The 20949-nt window shown below is 41.4% G+C and carries 17 protein-coding genes, 1 pseudogene and 1 other annotated feature; of the genes and pseudogenes, 7 read left to right on the top strand and 11 right to left on the bottom strand.

Going from position 1 to position 20949, the window contains the following annotated elements:
- Positions 1-196: 196 nt before the first annotated feature.
- From IEW67_RS15085 to refZ, 5 genes are all read right to left on the bottom strand, one after another.
- Entirely contained in the window at positions 197-403 is a 207-nt protein-coding gene (locus IEW67_RS15085) for an alpha/beta-type small acid-soluble spore protein (RefSeq protein ID WP_090081903.1), read from the bottom strand.
- Positions 404-482: 79 nt separating this feature from the next.
- The gene (gene thiI, locus IEW67_RS15080) at positions 483-1685 is read right to left on the bottom strand and encodes a tRNA uracil 4-sulfurtransferase ThiI (RefSeq protein ID WP_188633916.1); all 1203 of its coding nucleotides are present in this window, start codon (positions 1683-1685) and stop codon (positions 483-485) included.
- Between the two features lie 6 nt (positions 1686-1691).
- Positions 1692-2831, bottom strand: coding sequence for a cysteine desulfurase family protein (locus IEW67_RS15075; protein WP_188633915.1), 1140 nt, complete (start codon positions 2829-2831; stop codon positions 1692-1694).
- Positions 2832-3082: 251 nt separating this feature from the next.
- Positions 3083-4774, bottom strand: coding sequence for a septation ring formation regulator EzrA (gene ezrA, locus IEW67_RS15070; RefSeq protein ID WP_188633914.1), 1692 nt, complete (start codon positions 4772-4774; stop codon positions 3083-3085).
- Positions 4775-4995: 221 nt separating this feature from the next.
- Positions 4996-5619 (bottom strand): forespore capture DNA-binding protein RefZ, encoded by a 624-nt coding sequence (refZ, locus tag IEW67_RS15065; protein ID WP_188633913.1) that lies wholly within the window; start codon positions 5617-5619, stop codon positions 4996-4998.
- Positions 5620-5735: 116 nt separating this feature from the next.
- Here refZ and msrC point away from each other — a divergent pair, with 116 nt between their 5' ends.
- Together msrC and rpsD are read left to right on the top strand one after the other, a co-directional pair.
- A complete protein-coding gene (msrC, locus tag IEW67_RS15060) occupies positions 5736-6218 on the top strand; it encodes a free L-methionine (R)-S-oxide reductase MsrC (RefSeq protein WP_188633912.1) in 483 nt (160 codons plus the stop codon).
- A 342-nt stretch (positions 6219-6560) separates the two neighbouring features.
- Positions 6561-7163, top strand: a complete 603-nt coding sequence (gene rpsD / locus IEW67_RS15055) for a 30S ribosomal protein S4 (protein WP_188633911.1) — start codon at positions 6561-6563, stop codon at positions 7161-7163.
- Between the two features lie 168 nt (positions 7164-7331).
- On the opposite strand, the gene fdhA is transcribed toward rpsD, so the two are convergent.
- Entirely contained in the window at positions 7332-8549 is a 1218-nt protein-coding gene (gene fdhA, locus IEW67_RS15050) for a formaldehyde dehydrogenase, glutathione-independent (RefSeq protein WP_188633910.1), read from the bottom strand.
- 215 nt (positions 8550-8764) lie between these two features.
- Here fdhA and IEW67_RS15045 point away from each other — a divergent pair.
- A pseudogene (locus tag IEW67_RS15045) lies at positions 8765-9149 on the top strand (GlcG/HbpS family heme-binding protein).
- A 275-nt stretch (positions 9150-9424) separates the two neighbouring features.
- On the opposite strand, the gene tyrS reads toward IEW67_RS15045, so the two are convergent.
- Complete coding sequence (tyrS, locus tag IEW67_RS15040; protein WP_188633909.1) at positions 9425-10696, bottom strand: tyrosine--tRNA ligase; 1272 nt, start codon at positions 10694-10696, stop codon at positions 9425-9427.
- Between the two features lie 48 nt (positions 10697-10744).
- Positions 10745-10978, bottom strand: a binding site (T-box leader).
- Between the two features lie 125 nt (positions 10979-11103).
- On the opposite strand from tyrS, the gene IEW67_RS15035 reads away from it, so the two are divergent.
- From IEW67_RS15035 to IEW67_RS15020, 4 genes are all read left to right on the top strand, one after another.
- The gene (locus tag IEW67_RS15035; RefSeq protein WP_188633908.1) at positions 11104-14247 is read left to right on the top strand and encodes a transglycosylase domain-containing protein; all 3144 of its coding nucleotides are present in this window, start codon (positions 11104-11106) and stop codon (positions 14245-14247) included.
- A 140-nt stretch (positions 14248-14387) separates the two neighbouring features.
- Positions 14388-15041: a GNAT family N-acetyltransferase gene (locus tag IEW67_RS15030; protein ID WP_188633907.1), complete on the top strand. Its 654-nt coding sequence runs from the start codon at positions 14388-14390 to the stop codon at positions 15039-15041.
- Positions 15041-15694, top strand: coding sequence for an acetoin utilization AcuB family protein (locus IEW67_RS15025; protein ID WP_188633906.1), 654 nt, complete (start codon positions 15041-15043; stop codon positions 15692-15694). The genes IEW67_RS15030 and IEW67_RS15025 overlap by 1 nt, the downstream gene beginning before the upstream one ends.
- On the top strand, positions 15691-16893 hold the full coding sequence (locus tag IEW67_RS15020; RefSeq protein WP_188633905.1) for an acetoin utilization protein AcuC: 1203 nt from the start codon (positions 15691-15693) through the stop codon (positions 16891-16893). The genes IEW67_RS15025 and IEW67_RS15020 overlap by 4 nt, the downstream gene beginning before the upstream one ends.
- Positions 16894-17088: 195 nt before the next feature.
- On the opposite strand, the gene ccpA is transcribed toward IEW67_RS15020, so the two are convergent.
- The 4 genes from ccpA to IEW67_RS15000 all read right to left on the bottom strand — a co-directional run bounded on the left by ccpA (position 17089) and on the right by IEW67_RS15000 (position 20488).
- Positions 17089-18084 (bottom strand): catabolite control protein A, encoded by a 996-nt coding sequence (gene ccpA / locus IEW67_RS15015; RefSeq protein ID WP_188633904.1) that lies wholly within the window; start codon positions 18082-18084, stop codon positions 17089-17091.
- A gap of 157 nt (positions 18085-18241) precedes the next feature.
- Positions 18242-19324, bottom strand: coding sequence for a bifunctional 3-deoxy-7-phosphoheptulonate synthase/chorismate mutase (locus IEW67_RS15010; protein WP_188633903.1), 1083 nt, complete (start codon positions 19322-19324; stop codon positions 18242-18244).
- Between the two features lie 285 nt (positions 19325-19609).
- Complete coding sequence (locus tag IEW67_RS15005; protein WP_188633902.1) at positions 19610-20059, bottom strand: YtxH domain-containing protein; 450 nt, start codon at positions 20057-20059, stop codon at positions 19610-19612.
- Between the two features lie 21 nt (positions 20060-20080).
- The gene (locus IEW67_RS15000) at positions 20081-20488 is read right to left on the bottom strand and encodes a DUF948 domain-containing protein (RefSeq protein ID WP_188633901.1); all 408 of its coding nucleotides are present in this window, start codon (positions 20486-20488) and stop codon (positions 20081-20083) included.
- Positions 20489-20949 lie beyond the last annotated feature (461 nt).

Genomic DNA, 20949 nt, shown 5'->3' with positions numbered 1-20949 from the left:
GTTGCGAGGAGTGCTGCTTCACCGAAAAACTTGCAACACGACGAGCACACTAGTGTTTTTCCGAAGCGACTGCTGACGTCAAAATGACATCTAATTTGTCAACCATAGATTTTGGTCAACAGCCATAATTTTTTGCATATAAACAGGGCTACCCTCTTAAGGATAGCCCCTTTAAGCCACAATTATTCTGTTGTTGTTACTGTGGCATGTTGCCGCCAAATTGTTGCTCAGCTGTGTTCACAAGACGTTTTGTGATTTCCCCGCCTACAGATCCATTAGCACGGGAAGTTGTATCAGCACCAAGTTGTACACCAAACTCCTGTGCAATTTCAGTCTTCATTTGATTTAAAGCTTGTTCTGCACCAGGAACTACAAGTTGATTTGAACTGTTGTTGCTTGGCATAGTCAATCACCTCCTTGGTACCCTTATGTTGCGTACCAAAGCGATATCTTAAAACTGGTAGTTGTTGTCAATTTCTTCGTTATAACAAATCGTCAAATTCTTTTTCTGCATCTATCTTACCGCTCAACGTCACCACTTCAATACCTTTAACTGCTTCCTCAATCAGTTCAGTAAAATCGGTTTGTGACTCGAATTGATTTACCTTTTCCCGACCAGGCCGCGTCTTCGGTGATTTTGGAACGAAAATTGTACAGCAATCCTCATATGGACGAATTGAAATATCATACGTATCAATCTTCTTGGAAACCCGGACAATATCGTCTTTATCCATTGCCACTAATGGACGGAGAATCGGAAAATTCGTTACCTCATTAATGGTATTCATGCTTTCCATAGTTTGACTGGCAACCTGACCAAGACTCTCGCCAGTTGTTATTGAGAGAATGGATTCCTTCCTGCATACTCGTTCACATATTCGCATCATAATACGACGCATAATAGTCATCGCGTAATTTTCCGGCATTTCGCGAAATATGTGCTGCTGAAGTTTTGTGAATGGTACGACGTGTACATTAACTTTATTACCATAGCTTGTCAGTTTTTCAGCTAAATCCAAAACCTTTTGTTTAGCACGATCGCTCGTAAATGGTGGTGAATGAAAATGGACAGCCTCGATTTCCACCCCGCGCTTCATAGCCAAAAATCCAGCCACAGGGCTGTCAATTCCTCCGGATAACATTAGAAGCGTCTTGCCTGATGTCCCTACAGGCAATCCCCCCAGACCCGGAACTACACTTGTGGTAATATAGGTTGCTTCGGTCCTAATTTCAACCTTTAATTCCAAATCAGGCTTATGCACATCCACTGTGAATCCGTTTGTATTTAACAGTAGATATTTGCCTAAGGTCTGATTCATATCCTGTGAGCGTATCGGGAACTTTTTATCAACACGTTTTACAGTAACCTTAAATGTTTTAACATCGATAGCGTTCTTCAGTGCCCACAGTGCCGCATCGTGGATTTCATCTTCGTCATTCCGAACTTTTATCGCCAGACTCATACTTTGTATGCCAAATACATTTTTGCATTTTTCCATGACATCTTCCGGATCATGCCCATTTAATAAGACAAACATCCGTCCCTGCGTGCGTTTAACTTTCGTTTTCGGATAGTCTTTTAGTTGCTGCTGCAGATTATGTTCCAGCTGCATAATAAAACTTTTTCTGTTTTTACCTTTTAAAGCCATTTCACCATATCGAATTAATATATGATCATACTGCATAACTATCTACTCCAGTATTGTTTTTAATTGATCGATTGTCTCTGACAATGCATTCATAAATACGTGAATCTCTTCCTCGGTCGTATCATAAGCCAGACTGATCCTTAGTGCAGAGACTGAACGATCTTTTTCGTGACCGCATGCTGCAAGAATTTTACTTTCATCAGACTGCTTGGATGAGCAGGCTGATTTTGTTGATATATAGATTTCCTGAACGCCGAGCATGTGAATGATAACTTCCGGTTTCATACCAGGAACCGATACATTCATAATATGAGGAGCCGCATCTTCAGGCGTATTGATTTCCACACCTTCCATTTCAATCAGTCTTTCTCGCAGCTGTCGCTGTAATCCACGCATATGTTCTATTCCTTCACACTTCCGTTCGCTTATCAAACGGAGAGCCCTGACAAGTGAAACGGCACCGGCAAGATTTTCAGTACCCGATCGGAGATTTTGCTCTTGATTACCGCCATGGAATAACGGGAATAATGCTGTCCCCTGTTTAACATAAAGAATGCCTGTCCCTTTCAAACCATGAATCTTATGACCTGATAGCGTGCATAAATCAATTCCGCTTTCGGCAATCTTTAACGGCACTTTACCAAAACCTTGTACATTGTCGACGTGGAAAAATAACTTTGGATGCTCTTTGGCTATTTCACCAATTTCCTGAACAGGCTGAATGGACCCAAGTTCATTATTCACATGCATAATACTGATTAAAATTGTCTTGTCTTTAATAGCGTTCTTAACATCACTGACGGAGACGACCCCATTTTCATCAACCGGCAAATAGGTTATCTCAAACCCTAATTGCTCCAGCCCTTTTAGCGCTTCATCAACAGAAGGATGCTCAACATCTGTTGTGATAATGTGATTGCCGCGAGTCTGATGCTCAAGTGCAATGCCTTTAATAGCAAGATTGTTCCCTTCTGTTCCTCCAGAAGTGAATACAATCTCTTCATCCTGCACATGCAACAGGTCAGCAGCCTGCTTTTTGGCTTTGGTGAGCAGTTTTTCGGATTCCCCGCCAAATGGATGAAGGCTCGATGGATTGGCAAAAAAACGTCCGGATGTCTGCTGAAAACTTTCAAGGACAGCCGGATCAGGTTTAGTCGTTGCACTGTTGTCTAAATAAATCATGCTCATAACTCCCTGTAAATCTTTTTACGTTTGACAATAAGCAAGGCTGCTTATTAGAAAAAGGATCAACTGTCAAATCTTATCCTTCCCATTAAGGCAGCCTTAACATCTTTTTTTCGCACTGATTCCAGTTCCTGCAAAATATTGGTAGTTATGCCACCGGAATCATCCGTTTTTTAATTAGAAAATTTGTTTGAATGATAACACTTATAATAACTTACGCCAAACATTCCGCATATTTCAAGAACACATTAATTTACTGCCTCCTGAAATTGCTCGATATGCTTTAATGCTCCAGGTTCAACTTCTTCAACAGCTCTTGCAGCCTGCTCAAGTGCAAGTTCATACTCATAAGCACGGAATAAACGTTCAGCTTCTGTAAGTTTTTGGGCGAGTTCAGGATCCCGGCTGCGATAGCGGTTGGCATATTGAATGACTTGTTCGGTTAAATATGCCTGGTCCAGAAGGGTTTCAGTTTGCTCAGCCACATAGTCCACAGTATTCTTGGCTTCAGATAAAGCCTGCTGAACCTCTATCATATCCAGCGGCTGTTTTTCAAGGGCCGAAAAAACCCGGTTATTCCTCTCAACTGCTTCTTCCATTTTATTCCATATAAAACTTGGAACACCTGGGATATTACTCTTTTTCAGCCGGCGATTAACCTCATATAATTGCTTTCGCATCTCTTCCAATTTTTCTTTTGCTTCAATTTCATCCTGGCGCATATCCTGAATGCGTTTTTTAAGTGATTCATGATGTTCTTTCAGTGATCCTAGTTCTTCAAAACCTTTTTCCAGTTCTTCCCGAAGCTCAGAATACGGTGTGCTGTCATGCTCAACTGAATCATTTATTTCTTTCAGCCGGTTATGCAGTTGCGTAATTGCTTTATCCAATGAAAGATATTTTTCCATATCTCCATCTTCAAAATAGTAATTCTCTCGCAACGCTTCAACTTCTTCCTTTGTAACATTAAAATTACTTTCCAGTTCGCTTAATGCATCCTGGTAAGGTTTTAATTTTGTATCTACATAATTTTTGGCAAGTGCTTCTTTTTCAAGAAGCTGATACATTTCCGCAATCCGTTCTTCAATTTCAGGAATAATCGCATTTGCTGTTGATGTGTCACCCTTTTCAAGAGATTCCATACATTCGGTGAGCCTGTACTGATGATGTTTTGCCTCTTTTTCAAAACCAAGGTGTTCGATCCGATAGCCATCTTGCTTCATATCATGCAGCCCTTTTAATAACTCATCAAGCTGTTCAGGTAAGTCATGCTTGCATTTTCGATAGATAGCAGGGAATTCATCCATTTCTGCCGCTAACCGGTCGAGCCGCTGTTTCAGCTCTTCAGCCAGATTTTGGGCTTCTGAATAATTACCCGCTTCCACTGATTCATGGTAATGCCCAAGTTCTTTTTCCAGTTCATCAATCTCATAGTCAAATTGTGCTTCTGCCTTGCCATATCGGCTGCGGCCCAGCGAAAGTTTTTTACGCAAGGCTTTTAAATCAGGTTCAATTTGCTCTATATCTTTACGGCTCGACTCCTCCGATTTCATCAATTGGTCAACTTCTTCCAACATTTCATCAATCTCTCTTTCAACCGATTGTAAGGTTTTCTCCGCTATACCCAATCTCTTTTTGGCAGTGGGAAAACGATATCGGTCAGAGGCCTCTTCCGCATCAAACAAATATTCTTCAATATCCGGCAACTCCTTCGTCACAATGTACTCCCAGCGTTCTTTCCATGATTCAAATTTTTCCTGGGTTTCACCGGATAGATTAAGATTTTTAACACGGGAGAGTTCAGATGCAATGTTACGGTTCATGATATCCATTTTCCATGCTTCCAGCCGGTCAACAACATCATAAACTCTTTTACGAATGATTAACCCCGTAATAATAATTGCGATGATAACCAGAATACTTCCAATTATGTATGCCATAAAATGCCCCCTAGCACGTCATTACTAATAAGAGGTTTAATTCCCTTAACATATGTATAAGAAACCTGTTTCGGAAAATCGTTATCCTTATTATTAATAATACCACGTTAATAGCATTTTTGGCTAAAAAAATTCAAATAAATTCACATGAATTCACGATTCGACACTATTTTTGTGCTACATGACCAAAACCTCCGCAATTAGTCTCTTTTTCATCAAATTCATCTCGCCTTTTCTGTATCTTGCTCCACAACATATTCCAGCCATTTATCAATTGTCCGTGTGTAATTCCTGACAAATTGACGGTGAGAAAATTCCCCCACAACATGGTCTTTCCATTCGTATTGCATCAGATATGGTGTGGTTAGCATGCCTTTCAGTTGCATGAGTAAAAATCGTTTGTCCAAGTGCCTCCCTTTTTGTTCGGAAAATATAGCATAAAAAGCATTGCTGATGACATAGTTCTCTTTTGCTAGATAGGTAACCGCCATTTCCCGGACAAACACTGAATCAAGTGACAGCTCACGATGAATAAAACATGATAATTGATGGTTGTGCTGCTTGTATTGTATAATAGCGCCAATCAGATGTTTCAGTTTCTCCAGTGGTGGAAGTGGATCATTTTCCATCAATGATATTTCAATCGTTTCAAGATAAGCTTCATAATATTGCGTAACAGCATACTCAAGAAGTCCTTGTTTGCTCTTGAAATAGTAACTGATTAGGGAAACATTGACAGCCGCTTTATCAGCTATATCCCTGACAGATGTGCCATGGAAACCATTCTGAAAAAACAGTGAAGATGCCGCATCAATAACTTTTTGTTTCGTTGGAGTTTTTTTCACTGGACTCATTCCCCCTTACTTCATGTTTACGACAATAAAAAGAAATATCCTGCAATTTTCGCTCGACAATTACCTCAGCTTTTTGTCGAAATATTAATGGAAGGAAATGAATTGATATGTTTCAGGCAACCGATTATTCCGGTGATAAAGTAAAAGATTACGAACTTCTGATAAAACAATTGACTGCTCTTTCCGAAGATGAAACAGATCCTCTGGCCATTTTATCGAATGCCTCTGCACTCCTGAATCAATTTCTCGATAAGGTGAATTGGGTTGGATTCTATCTCTGGAAGGAAGACGAATTAGTCTTAGGCCCATTTCAAGGTTTGCCTGCCTGTATCCGAATTGAATATGGCAAAGGTGTCTGCGGAACCGCCATCAAGGAATGGAAAACACAGCTTGTGGAAGATGTATCGGTCTTTCCGGGGCATATTGCCTGTGACGGCGCCAGCCAATCTGAAATTGTTGTACCACTATCAAAAGGAAATGGCATCTATGGCGTGCTTGATATTGATAGTCCGATTAAAAACCGTTTTGATGAAACAGATAAAATCCATCTGGAAAAATTCGCACAAGAACTGGAAAGATTCCTGAATTAAATACATTTTTTACAATGCCATTAGAAAAACTTGGCATTCGTCTCGTCTTATTGCGAATGCCGAAGCTTTTCTTGTAAGGTCATCCATTTTATACCCTCTGACGTTATCAAAAAGTATAAAATGGTTGACTTCCGACTTGGTAGCCTATATACTATTCGTTGTGTAAAATAAAAAGGTAGCCTATGTGAACCGGCATTGCCTCCATTTTATTCCTCCAAACTTAGGAGGTGTATCGTGTAACTCTCTGCTGCTGGAGCGAAGATACATGAAAATAAAATGGACAATGATCAGGAACACGGACGTTTATTTTATGCTAATAAACTATAAAGGAGGAAATGTCCTATGGCACGATTTACCGGATCAGACTGGAAAAAATCACGCCGCCTCGGCATTTCATTGACAGGAACCGGTAAGGAACTGGATAGACGCCCTTACCCTCCAGGACAGCATGGACCCAATCAGCGCAAAAAAATGTCTGAATATGGTCTTCAGCTGCAGGAAAAGCAAAAATTGCGCTTCATGTACGGCTTGAATGAACGCCAATTCCGCAACCTTTTCGCCCAATCGGGTAAAATGAGAGGTGTCCATGGTGAGAACTTCATGCTCTTATTGGAATCCCGCCTGGACAACCTGGTTTATCGTCTCGGATTGGCGCGTACACGCCGCCAGGCACGCCAGCTTGTCGTGCACGGTCACGTAATTGTGGATGGTGGACGTGTTGATGTCCCTTCATACCGTGTGAAGCCGGGTCAGGTCATCAGTTTGCGTGAACGGTCACAAAACCTTGACATCATTCAAGAAGCGATTGAAGTGAACAACTTCGTACCGGAATTCTTGACATTTGATGAAGATAAAAAGGAAGGAACGTATTCACGCTATCCTGAGCGTTCTGAACTCCCTGCTGAAATTAACGAAGCACTTATCGTTGAGTACTACTCACGTTAGGGTCGGCATCGGCATTTATAAAACTCGCGAACTTTTGACATATTAAAAGATTCGCGAGTTTTTTATGCTTCATAAAGACATGATGCAACAAGCTGTTGTTATTATATTATGTCTGCCAGCAATCTATTTGAGATAAGGCTTTAATCAGCTGAACATGTCTGTACATTATTATTTGCTTAACGTACCGTGCGGATCAATTACGAATTTTTTCGCAACACCACTGTCAAAATCCGCATACCCTTGCGGAGCCTTATCAAGCGATATGACTGTTGCATTCACAACGTTTGCGATATCGGCTTTCTCATTCAGAATCGCATTCATTAATTGACGCTGGTATTTCATAGCAGGGGTTTGCCCTGTCGTAAACGAATGGGCTTTTGACCAGCCCAGTCCAAATCGCACTTTCAACGATCCCTGTTTGGAATCCTCATCCTTAGCTCCCGGATCCTCAGTTACATAAAGTCCCGGAATGCCAAATTTGCCACCTGCTTCCACAACTTCCATCATTGTATTAAGTACGGTAGCCGGCGCATCCTGATGATCCGTTCCATGTCCATATGCCTCAAAACCAACTGCATCAATCGCACAGTCAACTTCAGGGATACCGAGAATCTGCTCAATTTGTTCACCGACATTGTCATGTTCTTTTAAGTTGATTGTTTCACACCCAAAACTTCTGGCTTGTTTAAGCCTCGCTTCTTTCAAATCACCAACAATCACAACTGCCGCACCAAGCAATTGAGCGGAATGTGCCGCTGCCAATCCAACCGGACCGGCACCAGCTACGTAAACCGTAGAGCCTGTTGTGACACCTGCACTTACTGCACCATGATAACCTGTTGGAAAAATATCTGAGAGCATTGTGAGATCGAGAATCTTATCCATTGCCTTGTCTTTATCCGGGAATTTCAATAATTGAAAGTCAGCATATGGGACCATGACATATTCGGACTGTCCGCCTACCCAACCGCCCATATCAACATAACCATACGCACCACCTGGTCTTTCCGGATTAACATTCAAACAGATATGTGTATCCTGGCGCTTGCACATTTTACAACGACCGCATGCCACATTAAACGGCACAGAAACGATGTCACCTTTTTCGATAAATTCAACATCCCTTCCCGCTTCAATCACTTCACCGGTGATTTCATGTCCCAGCACTAGACCTGACGGGGCCGTTGTTCGTCCGCGAACCATATGCTGATCACTTCCGCAGATATTGGTGACAATATTTTTCAGTATAACTCCATGCTCACATTTTCTTTCGGCATTCGATTGCGGCACACCCGGACCATCATGCAGCACCAAATCAGGATACGCAATATCTTGCACTTCTACGTTTCCATCTCCCGTATAAACGACTCCACGATTACCAGCCAACAACATAACCTCCTTATTCTTTCGGAAATATTCAGATTAACATTCATTGTGAATAGCCTATTCGTTGTCTACCCGTTTATCACTTTATAAAACTGAAAAATTTAAAAATTAAATAGATTTTTTGAAAATGCTGTTTTGTTTCTTAATGAGCCGGGAAAATGACTGATTGAAATGAATTAAAAGATTGAAAATAACACTTAGAAAGGATGACTAAAGTGGAAAAACTCAGTTTAAACACAGCAAAGAAGCTGATTGACAGGGCTGAACAGGAAGCGGAAAGCATAGGTGTACAAATGGTCATTTCTATACTTGATGATGGCGGCAACCTTGTTGCGACGCACCGTATGGATGATGCATGGTTAGCAAGTATCGACATCGCACATAATAAGGCCTGGACTTCAGTCGCCCTAAAAATGCCAACATCCGGAACTCTGGGGGCTTAACACAACCAATCAAGGAAAAATCGTTGTCTTCGGCGGTGGGTTTCCACTTGAAAAAGACGGTAAAGTAACAGGCGCAGTCGGCGTAAGCGGTGGAGCAGTGGCTCAGGATGTCCAAGTGGCTGAAGCAGCAGTAAAGGCGTTTGAAAAGGAAAAATAATTAAAAGTAATTCCTGTATAAAGCATCAAAAATGCTCAGAAATTGTATCTGAGCATTTTTTGCATCACTATTAAATTTTAAAATAACACGAACGATTTATCATTCGACTGGATTTCTATAATCTCATAATCCCGCTTACTATTTCGTTCTTTCTTCTGCAATAACCTCCCTTTCTACTTCTATACTCGAAATAAAGCCAGCCAAAAGGGGCATAAAAAAATGGCATACCCCAGATCCACATTCATTTCGATTATTGTTTTAAAGGAAGATTTAACTTAACTAAAGCGCACAAGGAAGTATTTCTTCTTGCCACGCCGGATAACGGTGAATTGATCGCCAATACGGTCTTCTTCATTTATCACGTGCTGCAGGTCCTGCCGGCGTTTACCATTGATGTAAATCGCGCCATTTTTGATGTCTTCCCTCGCTTGGCGCTTGGAGGAGGATATCGACGCATTAACGAGCAAATCAATTAAACCGATGCTTTCTGTGGATACTTCATATGTTGGAACATCTTTAAATCCCTGCTCGATGTCGCTGGCGGACAAATCTTTCAAATCGCCGCTAAACAGGGATGCCGTAATTTTTTGCGCCTGTTCCAAAGCTTCCCGGTTGTGGACCATCGTTGTCATTTCCTCAGCAAGACGCTTTTGGGCCAGCCGTTTTTCCGGATTATTTTCGAGTTCTGTTTGTAATTCTTTCAATTCATCCTCCCCGAGGAAAGTGAAGTAACGCAAGAACTTCATAACATCACGGTCATCAGCGTTAATCCAGAATTGATAAAACTCATATGGTGTTGTTTTCTCCGGGTCAAGCCAAATAGCTCCACCTGCCGTTTTGCCGAACTTGCTGCCATCAGCTTTTGTAATCAGCGGCATCGTCAGACCAAACACATTTATGTCCTCGTCTTCATTCTCGCGGGAACGCCGAATCAGTTCCATACCGGCTGTGATATTCCCCCATTGGTCGCTGCCACCGATTTGTAATGTACAATTTTCCTGCTCATATAGTTTCATGTAATCCAGCGACTGCAAGATCATGTAACTAAATTCGGTGTATGAGATGCCCTGCTCAATCCTCGCTGACACTGATTCTTTGCCCAGCATATAGTTGATACCAAAATGCTTGCCGGCATCACGAAGAAAATCGATAACAGTCATTTGGCCAAGCCAGTCATGATTATTCCGGGCTGTTGCCGCATTAGTACCATTATCAAAATCAAGCAGTTTAGCCATCTGCTGTTTAATTTTTTCACTGTACCCATGCACAACCGATGCTTCATTCAAGGAACGTTCGGTTGATCTGCCGCTCGGGTCGCCAATCATACCTGTTCCACCGCCAATCAGAGCAATTGGTTTATGACCCGCCTTCTGGAATCGCTTAAGGATGATAATAGGAAGCAGATGTCCGATATGAAGGCTGTCAGCGGTTGGGTCAAAGCCGCAATATAGTGTCACTTGATTTTCGTTCAAGTGTTTCTGCAAAGCTTCCCGATCAGTCGTTTGCTGAATTAAATTTCTACTTTCCAAGTCTTGTAAAATGTCCATATAGTCTCCACTCCATTTCAAAAAAATAAAAAACCCGCCCCTCAAAAATTAAGGGACGAGTTGAACTCGCGGTACCACCCTTGTTGCACAATATGCCACTTGGGGTTGTTAACGATGCTACCACCGCCTTCTTTTAAGCAAAACGGATGCCTTGTTTAGCGTCTGATTAAAAGAAGAAACTCCAGATTGTAATTCGCAGGCAAATTTCTCCGGCTCACACCATCCGCCGGCTCTCTGCAAAAAGTGATTTGCTCAACTACTGTGATCCTTCAACGTGTTAAATATTTTACTATTATCTATTCATACCACATTTGTAATACAAACGCAATATACAAGTCAAAAAAAATAATTCAACAGGTATGGCTGCTGTGCTATAATGGATTTGATTCAGGGGGAGGTTTTAGATAGTGGACTTCAAGGAATTAGCCCAAAAATATAAAAATAAGATTAAATCGCTTTGGGAAAGTCTTCATTCATATCATTATGTTAAAAAAGCTAAGTCAATCTGGGGAACAGGTAAAATTCAAAAGTCATCGCGCATCAGTTATGATGTCATCTGGAGCATGATATTATTTTTCGTAATTATTGCGGTGATTGGAGGTTTCTTCGCAGGGGGAGTCGGCGCCGGATATTTTGCATCACTTGTAAAAGATGAGCCGGTACGCGACTATGAAAGTATGCAAGCGGATATTTATAATTATGAACAGACATCGTCGCTTTACTTTGCTGGTGAAACATATATTGGTGATATCCGTTCTGACATTTACCGGGAAGAAGTATCCCTCGATAATGTATCGGACGTTTTGGAGGATGCAGTGATTGCAACAGAAGATGAATATTTCAGCGAACATAAAGGAATCGTTCCAAAAGCAATTGTGCGGGCGCTTGTCCAGCAAGTGACCAATTCATCGACACAATCCGGCGGAAGTACGCTTACACAGCAACTTGTAAAAAACCAGATACTGACAAACGAAGTATCCTATGAGCGGAAAGCAAAGGAAATTTTAATTGCCATGCGGCTCGAGCGCTTCTTTGAAAAAGACGAAATTCTGGAAGCCTATTTGAATATTGTCGCATATGGACGTGATGCCTCAGGAGGGAACATTGCCGGAATCCAAACTGCTGCACAAGGTATATTCGGCATTGATGCGTCCGAAATTAATTTGCCTCAGGCAGCTTATCTTGCCGGGCTCCCGCAAAGCCCGACTTACTATACACCGTTTAAAAACAGTGGCGGATTAAAAGAAGAAAAAGCACTAAAGCCAGGCCTTAACCGAATGAAATCTGTACTTGAAAGAATGTACGAAACCGATTATATTACAAAAAAACAGTATAAGGAGGCATTGAACTACGATATAACCGCTGATTTTACTGAGAAATCCCAGTCTCCGGCCGAAAAATATCCATACCTGACATATGAAGCCCAAAAACGTGCCAGTGACATTCTCATGAAACACTTGGCAGAACAAGACGGCTATTCCATGAAAGATTTAAACAACAAAAAGGCATTGAAAGAAGAATATAACGTATTGGCCGATCGCGCTTTGCGCAAAGATGGTTACAATATCCATACAACCATTGATAAAAAAACACATGATAAATTCAGGAAAATCGCCGAAAACTACGCGTATTATGGACCAGACTGGACCGGCTATGTAAAAGATCCGGAATCGGGCGAACAAGTCAAAAAAACGCAACAAATACAAACAGGTGGCATTTTAATGGAAAATAGCAGCGGGCGAATTATCAGTTTTGTCGGCGGAAGGGATTATAATAAAGGTAACCAATTCAATTATGCCACCCAAGCTGAACGATCTAACGGCAGTACGATGAAACCGATTCTTGCCTATGCACCGGCGTTTGAAAAAGGTATCATACAACCCGGAACACCAATAGCTGATATTCCCAAAACGTTCGCGGGTGGATACTCCCCCGGCAACTATGGCGGCGGATATCATGGGCTTGTTTCAGCCAGAAAAGCACTTTATAATTCATACAACATCCCGGCAGTTGATGTGTACAGCCGTTTTAACGATCAGGATCCCGTAAGTGAATTTCTCAGACCAATGGGTATTACTTCAATCGGAGACAATGAGTATGCCAATCTCTCCCTTGCAATTGGTGGTACATCCAAAGGTATCACGGTCGAGGAAAACGTAAATGCATTCTCAACACTCGGCAATAATGGGAAATTTGCCGACGGTTATATGATTGAAAAAATAACAGACCAGGACGGCAATGTCATATATGAACACAAACCCGACCCTGCCAAAGTTTTTTCACCGGAAACATCTTACTTGACGCTGGATATCATGCGTGATGTTATTGATGAAGGAACAGGCACATATTTGAATTCGCAGCTTAAACACAGCGGTGTCGACTGGGCAGGTAAAACTGGTACTTCGCAGCATTATAAGGATGCGTGGTTTGTCGGGGTCAATCCGAATGTATCGATGGGCGTGTGGATTGGTTACAGAAAAGGAAAAAGTATTCAATGCCCATCATGCTCGCTCAGCTACAGTCAGCGAACCCAGAAATTATGGGCTGAACTTGTCAACGCAGCATCAGATATAAATCCTGATTTGGTAGCGCCGGATAAAAGTTTTGAACGCCCTGATGGTATCGTATCACGAAGCTACTGTGCCATTTCAGGCAAACTTCCGTCAGATTTATGTGAGGAAGCCGGACTGATCAAAACCGATTTATTTAACTCAAAATATGTGCCAACTGAAAAAGACGATAGTCTTACCCGCGGTTCATACGTCATGGTTAACGGGAAAGCCGTGGCAGCCGGTGATAAGACGCCAAAAGGATTTGTTGAAGGTAACGGACTGACGTTCAATCCGGAATTTTTGAAACGGAATGGCTATAATAAACTTGGCGATCTTTCGGTTCTTTTTCCGCGGACAAACCGAGATGCCTGGGAAAAAATTGGTCTTCCACAATCTGGTATAAGCAGCGGTGGGATTGAAAACGACGGTCAAAGCCCAGCAGCTCCAAAATCCGTCTCAACATCAGGTGAAAACTTATCGTGGAGCAGTTCAGAAAGCAACGATGTGATTGGCTATCGCATATTCCGGGCGAGCAGCCCGGATGGTTCATTTAACCAAGTCGCTAGCACAACACGGACAAGCTATACCGTCCCGGATAACAATGCGTTTTATCATGTAAAAGCCGTTGACTATTTCGGCCAGGAATCATCAGCATCCAAAACAACAAAAGTCGGCAGCCCTTCAGGATCTGATGATAATTCGAAATCAAGTGAAGATTCCAATGACAATTCAGATAATGACAATAATGACGATATCGACGATAATGACGATAATGGCGATAACAATAACAATAACAATAACAATAACAAAAACGCCGAAAGCAAAAACGATAATGACAACAATGGCGGAAACAGCAATGATGGTTCCGGCGATGACAGGGATAAAAACAACGATTCCGGTCCCAATAATGACAAAAAAGATGATAAGAAACAAAAAGACAACAGCAATAACAACAATAAGGATCAGAGTAACTCACAGAGTCAGAATGATAACAGTTAATGCGCATAATGGGGATCCCCTCCCCTTTATGTGCTATTTTTATAACTTTTTCCAGCTTCCACTAAAAATCAGATTCAAAATCATGTATAATGAACTTAATGAAAACGCTATTATTTATCCCATTCAAGGATGGTGAAAAAATGGACCACACAAAAACATATCATTCAACGATGCGTGATACCCCAACAAGTTCTATCATCATCGAAGGACCAGTCCCGTCAGATGAACTGAAAAAGTATCGTTTTCATGAACAATTGACAGCGTTCCGCCCTGCTCCGAAACAATTTGAAGCTATCATAAGCATTGCGGATTTTAATGAGGGAAGAATTATTATTGCTCGAACTGAAGATACCATCATCGGCTATGTGACCTATTTACATCCGGATCCGATGGAACGCTGGTCAACGTTTAATATGGAGGATCTAATTGAATTGGGAGCTGTTGAAGTGATTCCAACCTACCGAGGCGCCGGTGTTGCTTCAGGTTTACTGAAGGTTTCCATGATGGATGACTACATGGAAAACTACATTGTCATTTCCACTGAATATTATTGGCATTGGGATCTCGATGAAACACGTTTAAGCGTCTGGGACTACCGTAAAGTCATGGAGAAAATGATGGCAGCCGGGGGCCTTCTGCCTGCTCCGACTGATGATCCGGAAATCATCTCACATCCGGCCAACTGCCTAATGGTCCGAATCGGAAAAAACGTGCCGGAAGAATCCATTAAACAATTTGATAAATTAAGATTTTTGCAGCGGCATCAATACCGCAGCATGAGGGAGGGATTATAATGCTTGTTGAAGAAGTCATGAAAACGGAACTTATGACGCTTACACCGACGGCTACTATAGCCGATGCACACCAATTGTTTCAAAACTATCATATTCGTCACATTCCGATTGTGAATGCAGAAATGCAGCTTGTCGGTATTGTATCAGATCGCGACATACGTGATGCCTCACCTTCTGTTTTTGACGATCACACCGATCACAAAACATTGAATAATGAACTTTACTCAATTATGAGTTATCCGGTGAAAACAGTACATCCACTGGATTTTGTCGAGGAAATAGCACAAGTTTTTTATGAAGGGAAATTTTCCTGTCTTCCTGTTGTCCGTGACAATCAGTTAATCGGCATTATTACTGAAAAGGATATGCTGTATACCCTGATCCAGTTGACCGGGACAAATGTTCATCAAAGCTCGCAGATTGAGATTAAAGTACCGCATAAACCCGGAATTCTGCCGGAAGTAGCTTCAGTCTTCGGTCAGCGCCGAACGAATATCACATCTGTTCTGGTATATCCGTATAATGATGATCCGAATTACAAAATCCTTGTATTCCGTATTCAGACAATGAATCCACTGCCGGTCATACAGGATTTGCGAAATGCCGGCTATGAGTTGATGTGGCCTAATAACATTGCGGAGCCAAAAGTATGATGTGCCGAGCAGCTTTTGTTTATTCAGATGAATTCTTGAACTATCATTTTCATTCGGATCATCCTTTTAATCAAAAACGGGTTTTATTAGCCAAGGATTTATTGGAGAAAACACAGTTATTATCAAATGAACATATTATCAAACCACGGATGGCTACAGATGACGAGCTTGCGCTTGTTCATGACAGAACCTATATCAATTCCGTTAAAAAAGCGGGTACTGAAAATTTAACTGCAGAAGAATGCTTGGAATACGGTATTGGCACAGAGGATACACCCGCCTTTCCAAATATGCATCAAGCCTCAAGCTATCTTGTCGGCGGGACACTTTCTGCAGTTGATTCCGTTCTGCAGGGAAAATTTGATCATGCTTTAAATCTGGGTGGCGGACTTCACCATGGATTTAAACAGAAAGCAAGTGGGTTTTGCATTTATAACGATGGAGCAATTGCCATCAAGTATATTCGTGAAAAATATAACTTAAGAGTCTTGTATGTGGATACCGATGCTCATCACGGTGATGGTGTTCAGTGGGCTTTCTATGATGATCCCAATGTCTGTACTTTATCTATCCATGAAACCGGCAGATATCTTTTTCCCGGCACCGGCCAGATAAATGAACGCGGCATCAAAGAAGGCCACGGATTTTCGTTTAATCTGCCAATCGATGCATTTACTGAGGATGAATCCTTTATTCACCTTTATGAATCTGCGTTCAGAGAGATTGTTGACTATTTCCGGCCTGATGTGATCTTGACACAAAATGGTGCGGATGCACATGCGTTTGACCCGCTCACACATTTATGTGCAACGATGGAGACTTTCGAGCGTATTCCGATGCTTGCACATGAACTGGCGCATAAATATTGCAATGATCGCTGGATTGCGCTGGGTGGTGGCGGATATGACATGTGGCGCGTAGTTCCTCGGGCATGGGCTCAAATTTGGAGTGTCATGAAAACAGGGAAGATACAAAAGGGTGCCCTTTCGAATGACTGGCAGTATCATTGGCAGAAAAAATCACCTGTCAAACTGCCTGAAACTTGGCATGATGATAAACAAATGATACCGCCTATCCCAAGAAAAGCCGAGATTACCGAAAAAAATACTAAAGTCCTCGAGACTGCATTGAAGTATACCAAAAATAAGTCCATACACCCACCAAGCGAAAACTCATTCAGCGAAGAGTTTTCCCGTTGAATGCAAGGCTCATAAGAGCAGTGATCACCACCGCTTATTCACACCTTTAATTAAAGGTGTGGGCATGCAGCATGTAAAGACAAGATAAAAAATAAGGGGAGATGATCTCAATAATCATCTCCCTTAAAAAATCCTGTGCAAAAACCCGATTAATGACACGTTTAATTTCATTATTGGCTCTAACTTAGACATGTGTTATTTTGTTGACGTTCTTTCAATTATCCGGTGTGGCAAGACAACTTTTTTCTCTTCGACTTCTTCTTTGTTCATATATTTGGTCAATAAGCGCATGGCAACAGCCCCGATATCATACATTGGCTGAACAATCGTTGACAGTGCAGGGCGGACCATAGTAGCCAGTCTTGTATTGTCAAAGCCGAACACTTCAATATCATCCGGAACTTTATATCCCTTATCCTGGGCACCGTGAATCACACCTAAAGCCATTTCGTCTGAAGCCACAAACACTGCAGTTGGCATGTCATCCAATGCCAGCAATTGATTAACAGCCTCTATACCTGAATCATACGAGTAATCACCGGTTAAAATATAATTTTCATTCACGCTGATTGATTTTTCCTTGAACGCACGCAGATAGCCATTATATTTCTCCTTATTGATCAATGTATCATCAACGCCGGAGATAAATGCCATTTTTTCATTTCCTTTATCAAGTAAATATGAGGTCGCTTCAAAGGCAGCAGCCTCGTAATCGATATTCACGGACGGAATCGAGTTGGTTTCATCATATGTTGCTGCCAGTACTACTGGCACTGAGGACGATTGGAATTGATCTACATGCTCACTTGTTATGTCTCCGCCCATGAACAGAATCCCATCGACCTGTTTTCCCAGCATAGCATTGATCAGTTGTAATTCTTTATCTTTATTTTGGTCGGAGTTACTCAGGATAATATTATACTTGTACATGGTGGCAATATCTTCAATACCCCTGGCCAGTTCCGCAAAAAAGATACTCGAAATATCCGGGATAATAGCACCTACTGTTGTTGTTTTCTTGCTTGCCAGACCTCTTGCAACAGCATTCGGACGATACCCCAGCTCCTGAATCGTATTCAGTACTTTTTTGCGTGTGACAGGTTTCACATTCGGATTCCCGTTCACAACACGGGAAACGGTTGCCATTGAAACGTTCGCTTCTCTTGCTACATCGTATATTGTTACAGTCATCTTCAACTACCTCCAGTCTGAGTGCAAAAACGTTTTCTTTCTCATTATGATACGATAAGATGCGATAAAACACAAAAATTTAAAGGCTGATCTTAAAAAGATCAACCTTTAAACTCTTTCCAGGCCTGCCGTTTGTTTTTGAAAACCGAGAAACGATTTATTTTTGTACAGCGACCCGTGGTGCATATTCATCAAGTTCATTCATGAAATTCTCAAATGTTGGGATATCCATTTGTTGAGCTGAATCTGACAAGGCTACCGCAGGATCCGGATGAACTTCTGCCATAACTCCGTCTGCACCAATAGCAATGGCTGCTTTTGCCGCCGGAAGCAGAATATCTCGGCGCCCTGTCGAATGGGTTACATCAACCATAACAGGTAAGTGAGTTTCCTGTTTCAGAATGGGCACTGATGAGATGTCCAGCGTGTTCCGGGTAGCTTTTTCGTACGTCCGGATACCACGTTCACAAAGAATAATGTCCCCATTGCCTCTTGAATTAATATATTCTGCTGCATTTACGAATTCGGAAATCGTTGCAGACATTCCACGTTTCAGCAATACCGGCTTATTTGTCTCACCGACAGCCTTAAGCAATTCAAAATTTTGCATATTGCGGGCGCCGACTTGAATGACGTCAACATAATCCAATGCTTTTTCCACATGTTCCGGATTGACTATTTCACTTATAACTGCAAGATTCTGCTCATCAGCAACGCGTTTTAAAATCTGCAGACCTTCTACACCAAGTCCCTGGAAGTCATATGGAGAGGTTCTTGGTTTGAAGGCACCGCCTCGGAGCATCTTAAGCCCTTTTTGTTTTACGGATTTTGCAACTTCTGAAACCTGCTCGTAGCTTTCAACTGAACAGGGTCCCATAATGTGATGAAGGTTGCCATCACCGACCTTTTCACCTTTAATATCTATAATCGTGTCTTCAGGCTTTTTCTTTCGGGATACAAGCAACGCTTTACGGTGATCGTCTTCCTGAAGTTCAAGACTCGCTTTAAATATTTCTTTGAAAATATGTTCAATGGTTGAATTCTCAAATGGGCCATTATTCTTTTGAGTTAATTCATCCAGCATTTTGCGTTCCCTAACCGGATCAAAACGATTAATGCTCTGCTTTTCTTTAACTTCCCCAATCTTCTGAACAATCTCAGCACGCTGGTTAATTAAATCCAGTAATTCATTATTGACACCATCCAATTGATGGCGCAATTGTTCTAATTCATTACTCAATGCAATCCCTCCTGTGAATATAGATCTAATGTTGAGAATATATTTAAATAATTAGACATTATTATACCTAAAATTTAATAATTTGTCACCATCCTATTCGCAATTATTTTAAATGCGATTCAGATGACAGCAACTGCAAGTCTTCTGACGTTATTAGAAAAACTCGGCATTCGCCTTGTCTTATAGCGAATGCCGAAGCTTTTTGTATAAGGTCATCCAATCATTTATACTTTCTGACGTTACAACGAAAAACAACCAGCGCAATTAACGCTGGTTGTTCATTTTTTATTTTGATTCGGAATTTTCGGCTTCTGCCGCAGCCTCGCCAATTGCTTCTTCTGCGGCAGCTTCATTATCGTCGACATCTTTGTTTAATTTGTTTTGTACTTTTTTGCTCATTTCCTGGGTTTTTTCTTGTGTTTTCTTTGACAATTTGGATGTGGAATCAGCCGCTTTAGTCCTTAGGTCAGAACCTTTCAGATATGCCTTCTCTTTCAATTCAGACCCTTTTTCATAAGCAGTATCTTTCCATTCTGAACCTTTTTCATAAGCAGTATCTTTCCACTCACTTGCACGATCCCGTAGCTGCATTGCATTTTCATTAATATCTCCTCTTAACTCCCGGCCGGATTTCGGCGCATACAATAAGGCAGCTATAGCACCTGCAATAATACCGATGAGTGTTCCAATCATAAAATCCTTCGTGTTAATGTTGTTGTTCTCATTGTTTTCCATCCTGATTCCTCCTTAAAAAATTTATTTATTTTTTTTCTTTTTCCAAAATTCAATAATCGAATTGCCCCATTTAAGCACTTCGGATACTTTCTCTTGATTTTTTGAGGCGGCTTTGGAAATATTGCTTGATAATTTGCGTAATGATCCATTAAACTCGTTAACAGTTTCGCCAACCCCATTGACGCCTTCAAATAATGCATTCAACTTGTCCGATTTTTGGTTGACATCGTCTGCAAGATTATTGGTTTTTTGAAGCAGCTCGGTTGTTTCGGTTGTAACGCCCTGCATCTGGGTTTCCAGATTTTCCAGCGTATGCGACACATCATTCAATGTCTTCTGTGCCGCCTTCAATGTCACAACAATAAACACAATAAGGACTGCAATCGATACTGCAGCAATTATAGCAGAAATGTACAACAAGGCTTCCATAGACTCACTCCTTCACTTCGACGGTATTCAGTACGGTAATAAGTGCATCAAGCATCAAAATGGGGTATTGACTTATTACCCCGATTTTTACTGGCTAAACATAATATGTCATATAATAACCAAAAATACACCCTTGAATTACCTATATACTCTACTATAACGGATTTTAAAGATAATTTCGATACATATGTCCAAAAAATTTGTTAGATGATGGTGACTAATATAGAGCGTAACCATATTGGTTTCTTTAGAAAAACTCGGGATTTGCCTCGTCTTATAGCGAATGCCGAAACGTTCCTTATTAGGTCAACCATTTTATACTTTCTGACGTTATTAGAAAAACCGGGCAAAGTGCGGCCCGGTCTTTTTTCTATCTTCGTTAGAGAAAATCCGATAATTTATATTCCTGTCCATGTACGCCATTATAATACGCTGGATACATTTCCCCTCCACACATTTCA

The sequence above is a fragment of the Lentibacillus kapialis genome, assembly GCF_014646635.1.
GTDB classification, from domain to species: domain Bacteria; phylum Bacillota; class Bacilli; order Bacillales; family Amphibacillaceae; genus Lentibacillus; species Lentibacillus kapialis.
This window is presented reverse-complemented; position numbering and strand designations above follow the sequence as displayed.